This is a genomic window from Pseudoxanthomonas sp. LjRoot204_2 (assembly GCF_056175765.1).
Genome location: NZ_JBGFFG010000120.1, coordinates 1 through 8,465 on the forward strand (window position 1 = coordinate 1; position 8,465 = coordinate 8,465).

Consider the following 8,465-nt stretch of genomic DNA (forward strand, 5'->3'; position numbering starts at 1 on the left):
GGGAATACCTGACGCTGCAGGGCGAAGACTGCGCCGTGCTGGACGCGCGCGAGGTGTTGCGCGTCGACCACGGCGAACTCGGCGTGGTGGTCGACTGGGAAACCAGCGCGCAGCGACTGGCGGCGTGGCAGGCCGCACACCCCCAGCGCCGCGTCGTGGCCACCGGCTTCGTCGCGCGCGACCGCGAGGGCCGTTTCACCACGCTCGGCCGCAACGGCAGCGACTACTCCGGCGCCATCTTCGCCGCCCTGTACGACGCCGCCGAACTGCACATCTGGACGGACGTGGACGGCGTGCTGTCGGCCGACCCGCGCGTGGTGCCGGAAGCCGTGCAGCTGGGTGCCCTGAGCTACGACGAAGCCTGCGAACTCGCATATTTCGGCGCCAAGGTCGTGCACCCGCAGACCATGTCGCCGGCGATGGAACGCGGCCTGCCGATCATCATCCGCAACACCTTCCATCCCGAGCATCCCGGCACCCGCATCACCGCCGAACGCGATGCGGTCGGGCCGGTCAAGGGACTGACGCTGAGCGCCGACCTGGCGCTGCTGAACCTGGAAGGCACCGGCCTGATCGGCGTCCCCGGCACGGCGGAGCGCGTGTTCGCGGCGCTGCGCAACGCGCATGTGTCGGTGGTGATGATCTCGCAGGGCTCGTCCGAGCATTCGATCTGCTGCGTGGTCCGGGCCAGCGAGGCGGGAAAGGGGCAGGCGGCGCTGCTGGACGCCTTCGCGCACGAGCTGGACACCCGGCAGATCCAGCGCGTCCAGCGGCGCGATGGCGTGAGCGTGCTCGCCGCGGTCGGCGACGGCATGGCGGGCACGCCCGGCGTATCGGCGCGCCTGTTCGGCGCACTGGGGCGCGCGCAGGTCAACATCCTGGCGATCGCGCAGGGGTCGTCCGAGCGCAACATTTCGGTGGCGATCGACAGCGCCGACGCCACCAAGGCGCTGCGTGCGGCGCATGCGGGCTTCTGGCTGTCACCGCAGACCTTCGCGGTGGGCGTGATCGGCCCGGGCAATGTCGGGGGCGCACTGATCGAGCAACTGCGCGCGGCGCAACCGCAACTGCTGGGCAAGGCCAACGTCGACCTGCGCCTGCGCGCCATCGCCTCGAGCAGGCGCATGCTGCTGGACGAGCGCAGCATCGGCCCCGATTGGCGCGCCCGCTTCGACGCCAGTACGCAACCGGCCGACCTCGACCGCTTCACGCAGCACCTGCTGTCCGCGCACATGCCGCACGCGGTGATCGTGGACTGCAGCGCCAGCCCGGTGGTCGCGGACCGTTACGCCGAATGGCTGGCCGCCGGCATCCACGTCATCACGCCGAACAAGCAGGCCGGTGCCGGTCCGCTGGCGCGTTACCACGCCATCCGCGACGCCGCTGCGGCCAGCGGTGCCCGCTTCCGCTATGAAGCCACGGTCGGTGCGGGACTGCCGGTGATCTCGACCCTGCGCGACCTGGTGGATACCGGCGACACCGTGGTCTCCGTGGAAGGCATCTTCTCCGGCACCCTGGCCTGGTTGTTCAACAGGTTCGACGGCAGCGTGCCGTTCTCGCAGCTGGTCACCGAAGCGCGCGGCCTGGGTTACACCGAACCCGATCCGCGCGATGACCTGTCCGGGACCGACGTGGCGCGCAAGCTGGTGATCCTGGCGCGCGAAGCGGGCCGGGAACTGGCGCTGGAAGACGTGCAGGTCGAGAGCCTGGTGCCGGAAGGGCTGCGGCAGGCGAGTGTCGACGACTTCATGGCGCGACTGGGCGAGGTGGATGCCACGTTCGGTGAGCGGCTTGCGAACGCGCGCGCCGCGGGGAACGTGCTGCGCTACGTCGCACGACTCGATGCCGAAGGCCATGCGAGTGTGGGGCTGGTCGAGCTGCCGTCGGGGCACGCCTTCGGCAACCTGCGCCTGACCGACAACATCGTGCAGTTCACCACGCGCCGTTACTGCGACAATCCGCTGATCGTGCAAGGCCCCGGCGCTGGTCCCGAGGTCACCGCCGCGGGCGTCTTCGCCGACGTGCTGCGCGTGGCGGCCGGGCAGGGGGCGAAGCTGTGAGGGATCCGACGACGAGGGACGGAGCGTGGGCATGAGGCAGCAGGCAAGTGCGTTTTCGCCGGCATCGGTGGGCAACGTCGGCGTGGGGTTTGACATCCTGGGCCACGTGATCGAAGGCGTCGGCGACACCGTCACCGTGCGTCGCATCGACGCGGCGGACGTCCGCATCTCGGCGATCCGCGGTGCCACTGTCGACCTGCCGCTGGATGCGCCCGGCAACACCGCGGGTGCGGCGCTGATCTCCCTGCGCGAAGCCCTGGCACTGCCGTTCGGATTCGAGGTGGAAATCGAGAAGGGCATTCCGCTCGGCTCGGGCATGGGCGGGTCCGCCGCATCCTGCGTGGCCGCGCTGGTGGCCGCGAACGCGCTGCTCGATGCGCCGCTCACGCGCGAACAGCTGTATCCACACGCACTCGTGGGCGAGGCGGTGGCCAGCGGCGGCAAGCATGGCGACAACCTGGGCCCGATGCTGCTGGGCGGGCTGGTGCTGTCGACGGCCGAGCGGCTGGTGCGCATACCCGTGCCCGATCATTGGCACAGCCTGCTCGTACATCCCGAGGCCATCCTGGAGACGCGTCGCGCGCGAGCCGCCCTGCAGGGAGCGTACGAACTCAAGGCGTTCGTGGCCCAGAGCGCGAACCTCGCACTGGTCCTCGCCGGCTGCCACGCCGGCGATGCGATGCTGGTGCGCGACGGCCTGCGCGACGTGCTGGTCGAGCCGCGCCGTGCACCGTTGATCGCCGGCTTCGATGCCGTGAAACGCGCCGCGCTGGAAGCGGGCGCACTGGGCGCCAGCATCTCGGGTGCGGGCCCCAGCGTGTTCGCCTGGTTCGAGTCGCGTGGCGAAGCGGAAGCGGCAACACCGTCAGTGCAGGCCGCTTTCGCCTCGGCCGGCTTCGACAGCCAGGCCTGGGTGTCGCCGATCAACGCCACGGGCGCGGAACTCCTGTCCGCCCACTGATTCCTTCCACCGGCCCCCGCGACTGCATGCGTGGTGCTTTGCCTGCGAACCCCATGAACTTCATCTCGACCCGACACGCTTCACCCGCCGCCTCGCTCAGCCAGGCGATCGCCGCCGGCCTCGCGCCTGACGGCGGGCTGTATGTTCCCGAGGCACTCCCGAGGGCGCGCGAGCTCGCGCCCGGGCGCGACATCGCCGGGACGGCAACGGCCCTGCTGGCGCCGTTCTTCGCGGGTGATGGACTGGAAGGCGAACTGGCGGCGATCTGCGGCGAGGCCTTCGACTTCCCGGCGCCGCTGCGTCCGCTCGGGACGCCGCGAGACCATGTACTCGAGCTGTTCCATGGACCGACCGCTGCCTTCAAGGATTTCGGCGCGCGCTTCCTCGCCGCGAGCATGGCGCGCCTGCGTCGCGAACACGACACGCCCTTGACGATCCTCGTCGCGACCTCCGGCGATACGGGTGCGGCAGTGGCGGCCGCCTTCCATCGCCAGCCGGGCCTGCGCGTAGTCGTGCTGTATCCGGACGGACGCGTGTCGCCACGGCAGGCGCACCAGTTGGGCTGCTTCGGCGACAACATCGCGGCGTTGCGCGTGGCGGGTTCGTTCGATGATTGCCAGGCGCTGGTGAAGCGCGCCCTCAACGATGCCGACCTGCAAGCGCAGGTGCCCCTGAGTTCCGCCAACAGCATCAGCCTGGGCCGGCTGCTGCCACAGATGAGTTACTACGCCCATGCAGCGCTGGCGCACCGCGCGGAGACGGGGCGGACATTGAACGTGGTCATCCCCACCGGCAACCTCGGCAACGCGATGGCGGCAATCCTGGCGCGCGCACTCGGYGTGCCGCTCGGCAGGATCGTGCTGGCGACCAATGCCAATCGCGTGCTGCCGGATTTCTTCGCGGGGGGCGACTATGCGCCGGCGGCCAGCGTGTCGACGCTGGCCAACGCGATGGATGTGGGTGCGCCGAGCAACTTCGAGCGCCTGCGCTGGCTCTACGCAGGCGATGACGCGGCGCTGCGGACGGCGTTCACGGCGTCCAGTGTCGACGACGCGACCATACGCGCGGTCATCGCGCGCAGGTTCCAGGATCATGGCGAGGTGCATTGCCCGCATACGGCGACCGCGGTGAACGTCCTCGAGGACCTGCGCGCGCAGGGGGAGGAGGGCGACTGGGCGGTCGCGGCCACGGCGCATCCGGCCAAGTTCGAGAGCGTGGTGGAACCGCTGATCGGGCGTGCCGTCGAGGTGCCGCCCGCGTTGGCCGACCTGCTGGCGCGTCCCGCGCAGGCCGATCCGATTCCGTCCGATTACAACGCCTTGCGCGAGCGCCTCTCGGTCTAGTCCGGTGACGGATCGCCCCTGCAGAAGCGACACGAGTCGCGACCGCACGGTCTGATGCACGTCGACGTCTTCCTGAGCGCCGGGGATGATGTCGAGAGGGCTTCCGAGCAGTCGCTGGTGCACGGTCGCGACTCGCGTCGCTCCTGCAGGAGGGCGTCGCCGTCCTCGGCGCACGACCCACCTGCGATAAGCTCTCGCCCATGAAGCGCACCCTGTTGCAGACCCTCCTGCTGGCCACCGTGCTCGCCAGCATCGTTCCGACCATTACGCACGCGCAGTCCGCCGTACCGCAGGCCGACGTCCGTGCGCTGAAGCCGGGCGAATTCCTCTGGTACCCGCAGATCGCGCCGGAAGGCCCGGTGGTGCTGGTGGTCAGTCTCGACGAGCAACGTGCCTACGTCTACCGCAACGGCATCGCGATCGGCGTGTCCACGATCAGTTCGGGCAAGGCCGGCAAGGACACGCCGACCGGTGTGTTCACCATCCTGCAGAAGAACAAGGATCACCGTTCCAACCTCTACAACAATGCACCGATGCCCTACATGCAGCGGCTCACCTGGGACGGCATCGCGCTGCACGGGGGACACTTGCCGGGCTATCCGGCGTCGCATGGCTGCGTCCGCCTGCCGCAGGCCTTCGCCGAGAAGCTGTTCGGCATCACGCGCTTCGGTGACTCGGTGGTCGTGGCCAATGCGAAGGCATCGCCGGCCAGCCTGGTGCATCCCGCCGTGCTGGCCCCGGTGACCGCAGGAGGGCAGGTGGCACATCCGCCACTGTCGGCGTACGAGGTGTACTGGAACGAGGCGGCGTCCCCGGACGGGCCGGTCAGCATCCTGGTCAGCCTGTACGACCCGCGGGTATCGGTGTTGCGCAACGGCGTGCTCATCGGTGCCGCACCGGTGCAGCGGGTCCGCGACTTCGAGCTCAACGGCACCGTGCTGCTGGTGATGACGACCGAGATGGAGGACATCCCCAGCCTGCTCGATCCCCGGCACAAGGAACATCGCTGGGTCGCGCATCGGGTGCTGGGCGAGGAGGGCGCGCCGATGCCGCCGCTGCGCGCGCTGGGCGATTCCTTCTGGATTCCGCAGGATTTCGCCCGCCGCCTGTACGCCGTCCTCAAGCCCGGGACGACCGTACTGCTGTCGGATCTGCCCGGCGTGCGCGCAACGCAGGATGACCCGTCGACCGTGCCCGTCTTGGAATCGGACGAAAGCAGCCCCACGACAGGGGTACGCTGAGCCTCCCGGACGGAATCGGGATGCTGCTTCCCATGCCCCGGATTCCGTCATGAACCGTTGCCACCGCGTGCTGTCGTTGTGCCTCGTCGTTGCGGGTATCGCCCCGACGTATGCGGTACGGGCCGCTTCGCCGCCTCCCGCGCCTTCCGAACGCCTGGTCGATGCACTGCATCGTGCCGCGCCGTCGCTCGACCGCGAGGTGCTGTCGATGGCGGCGCATGCGATGACGTGCACGATCCGGCGCGGCGAACCGGTGCCGATGCGGCGCCTCAGCGTGATCGACTATTCGTTGCCGTCGACGCAACCCCGGCTGTGGGTGTTCGATCTGGAGCGCGCACGCCTGTTGTTCGAGGAGCGCGTCGCGCACGGGCGCAACACGGGGGAGAACCTCGCCACCCGTTTCTCCAATGCGACCGGCAGCTACATGTCCAGCCTCGGGGCGTTCGTCACCCAGGAAGCGTATAGCGGATCCAACGGCTATTCCCTGCGCCTGCAGGGGCTTGAGCCGGGCTTCAACGACAGGGCGCGTGAGCGCGCCATCGTCATACACGGCGCCCCTTATGTCAGCGACGCGCTCGTGCGCATGCAGGGACGCCTCGGTCGCAGCCTGGGGTGCCCGGCGGTCGGCAGTGCCGTGGCCAAGCCGCTGATCGACAGCATCCGCGGCGGTTCGTTCCTGTTCGCCTACTATCCCGATCCCGCCTGGCTGAAGCAGTCGCGCTTGCTCAGCGCCGATTGCGGAAGCGGCGTGGCCACCCATCCGGCATCGATCCCGCCGGGTGGATGATCGGGTCAGATCCTGATCGGAATCTTCAGGTAGCGTCGCCCGTTGTCTTCCGGTGCCGGCAGGCGGCCGGCGCGGATGTTGACCTGCAGYGACGGCAGCAGCAGTGTCGGCGCCGCCAGCGTGGCATCGCGCGCTTCGCGCATCGCGACGAAGCTGTTTTCGTCCACACCGCCGCCGATGTGCACGTTGCGCGCTTTCTCGTCGGCCACGGTGGTCCGCCACGCGTAGTGGTCGCGTCCCGGCGCCTTGTAGTCGTGGCACAGGTACATCACGGTGCTCGGCGGAAGGGCGAGCAGTTTCTGGATCGAGCGGTACAGCGTGCGCGCATCGCCGCCGGGGAAATCGGTACGCGCGGTACCGTAGTCGGGCATGAACAGCGTGTCGCCCACGAAAACCGCCTCGCCGATCCGATAGGACACGCAGGCGGGCGTGTGGCCGGGGGTGTGGATCACCTCGACCTGCAGCCCCCCGAGCGCGAACGTGTCCCCATCGCGGAACAGGCGGTCGAACTCGCGCCCCTCGCCACTCACGTCATCCAGCCCGAACACCTGGGCGAACGTTCGCTGCACCTCGGTGATACGCGAACCGATGCCGATCGCCGCGCCGGTCTTGTCCTTCAGGTAGGGGGCGGCACTGAGATGGTCGGCGTGCGCGTGCGTCTCCAGGATCCAGTCCACCGTCAGTCCGTGGTCGGCGACAAAGCCCAGCAACGTGTCGGCGCTATGGTGCGAGGCGCGGCCGGAACGGTGGTCGTAGTCCAGCACGGGGTCGATGATCGCCGCCTGGCGCGTGGCCGGGTCCCAGGCCACGTAGGTGATGGTGTTCGTGGCGTCGTCGAACCAGGCGTGCACGGCGGGGGTGGTCATGGAGATCTCCGGGGGTTGCTTTTTGATTTAGATAAAACTAAATTAAGTAAAGTATAAAGTAAAGGCCAGCCGATGCCGTTCAAACAGCGCGACCTGGAAAAACTGCGCGCCAGCGCCGCCGACGCCGCGGCCCTCATGCGCGCATTGGGCCACGACGGTCGGCTGCTGGTCCTGTGCACCCTCGTCGCACAAGGCGAGTGCAGTGCCGGCGAGCTGGCGCAGCAGGTCGGACTCAGTCCGTCCGCGCTGTCGCAGCATCTGGCGAAGCTGCGCGACGATGGACTGGTGGACAGTCGCCGCGAGGCCCAGAGCGTGTACTACCGCATTGCCGATCCGCGCGTGGCGCGTGTCGTGTCGTTGTTGAAAGACCTGTATTGCCCATGAGGAAGCACCCATGACGATTCCATCGATTTCTCCCGCCGAGGCGCGGTCGCTACTGTCGGACGGCGCCGTGTTGGTGGATATCCGCAATCGCGACGAGCACGCACGCGAGCACATTCCAGGCGCCGTACTGTGGCCCGTGGCACAGGCGACGGGGCCGATACCCCGGGGCGCTTCGAAGACCCTGATCTTCCATTGCCGCTCCGGTGCCCGCACCCGGGCGAATGGTCCCATGCTCGCATCGGCGGCGGCGGATGGATGCGAGGCGTTCGTCCTGTCCGGCGGTCTTGAGGCCTGGAAAGGCGCCGGCCTGCCGGTCCGCGTGGACCGTCGCCAGCCGATCGAGCTGATGCGGCAGGTGCAGATCGCCGCCGGGGCGCTGGTACTCACCGGTGTCCTGCTGGCCGCGATGGTCTCGCCGTATGGTCTGCTGCTGTCAGGCTTCGTGGGTGCAGGCCTGGTGTTCGCGGGCGTCAGCGGCTTCTGCGGCATGGCGCGCGTGCTGGCATTGATGCCCTGGAATCGCCGCACGATGCCATGATCCCGTCCACCGCCCGACTCTTCCCAACGGAGCCCTCCATGAGTGGCACCCAGCGCATCAGCCTCACCCTGGAGCAGGAAGACGACTACGCCTTCCGCATCCGCTTCGACGAGACGACCATCGCCGACCTCATGACCGACGAGCCCGAGCCGCTGGGGAAGGGCGAAGGTCCGAACCCGACGCGCCTGCTGCTGTCGGCCGTGGCCAACTGCCTGTCGGCCAGCCTGTTGTTCGCCCTGCGCAAGTTCAAGAACGCGCCGGGCAAGCTGGTGACCCACGCGACCG

General features: G+C 68.9%; 9 protein-coding genes. 8 read left to right on the forward strand and 1 reads right to left on the reverse strand.

The window, feature by feature from the left end:
• From thrA to AC04L7_RS07610, 5 genes are all read left to right on the forward strand, one after another.
• On the forward strand, nucleotides 1–2,060 hold a 2,060-nt coding region (gene thrA / locus AC04L7_RS07590), incomplete at its 5' end, for a bifunctional aspartate kinase/homoserine dehydrogenase I (protein WP_475512771.1).
• 31 nt (nucleotides 2,061–2,091) lie between these two features.
• Nucleotides 2,092–3,021, forward strand: coding sequence for a homoserine kinase (locus tag AC04L7_RS07595; protein WP_435997927.1), 930 nt, complete (start codon nucleotides 2,092–2,094; stop codon nucleotides 3,019–3,021).
• A gap of 53 nt (nucleotides 3,022–3,074) precedes the next feature.
• Nucleotides 3,075–4,364: a threonine synthase gene (thrC, locus tag AC04L7_RS07600; protein WP_435997929.1), complete on the forward strand. Its 1,290-nt coding sequence runs from the start codon at nucleotides 3,075–3,077 to the stop codon at nucleotides 4,362–4,364.
• 200 nt (nucleotides 4,365–4,564) lie between these two features.
• Nucleotides 4,565–5,605: a L,D-transpeptidase gene (locus AC04L7_RS07605; protein WP_435997931.1), complete on the forward strand. Its 1,041-nt coding sequence runs from the start codon at nucleotides 4,565–4,567 to the stop codon at nucleotides 5,603–5,605.
• Nucleotides 5,606–5,654: 49 nt separating this feature from the next.
• On the forward strand, nucleotides 5,655–6,392 hold the full coding sequence (locus AC04L7_RS07610) for a murein L,D-transpeptidase catalytic domain family protein (protein ID WP_435997933.1): 738 nt from the start codon (nucleotides 5,655–5,657) through the stop codon (nucleotides 6,390–6,392).
• A gap of 5 nt (nucleotides 6,393–6,397) precedes the next feature.
• Here AC04L7_RS07610 and AC04L7_RS07615 read toward each other — a convergent pair whose 3' ends face one another.
• Complete coding sequence (locus tag AC04L7_RS07615) at nucleotides 6,398–7,258, reverse strand: MBL fold metallo-hydrolase (protein ID WP_435997935.1); 861 nt, start codon at nucleotides 7,256–7,258, stop codon at nucleotides 6,398–6,400.
• Nucleotides 7,259–7,330: 72 nt separating this feature from the next.
• Here AC04L7_RS07615 and AC04L7_RS07620 point away from each other — a divergent pair, with 72 nt between their 5' ends.
• The 3 genes from AC04L7_RS07620 to AC04L7_RS07630 all read left to right on the forward strand — a co-directional run.
• Nucleotides 7,331–7,642, forward strand: coding sequence for an ArsR/SmtB family transcription factor (locus AC04L7_RS07620; RefSeq protein ID WP_435997937.1), 312 nt, complete (start codon nucleotides 7,331–7,333; stop codon nucleotides 7,640–7,642).
• A gap of 10 nt (nucleotides 7,643–7,652) precedes the next feature.
• Nucleotides 7,653–8,180: a rhodanese family protein gene (locus AC04L7_RS07625; protein ID WP_435997939.1), complete on the forward strand. Its 528-nt coding sequence runs from the start codon at nucleotides 7,653–7,655 to the stop codon at nucleotides 8,178–8,180.
• 38 nt (nucleotides 8,181–8,218) lie between these two features.
• Nucleotides 8,219–8,465 (forward strand): OsmC family protein (locus AC04L7_RS07630; RefSeq protein WP_475512772.1); only part of this gene is annotated, 247 nt, incomplete at its 3' end.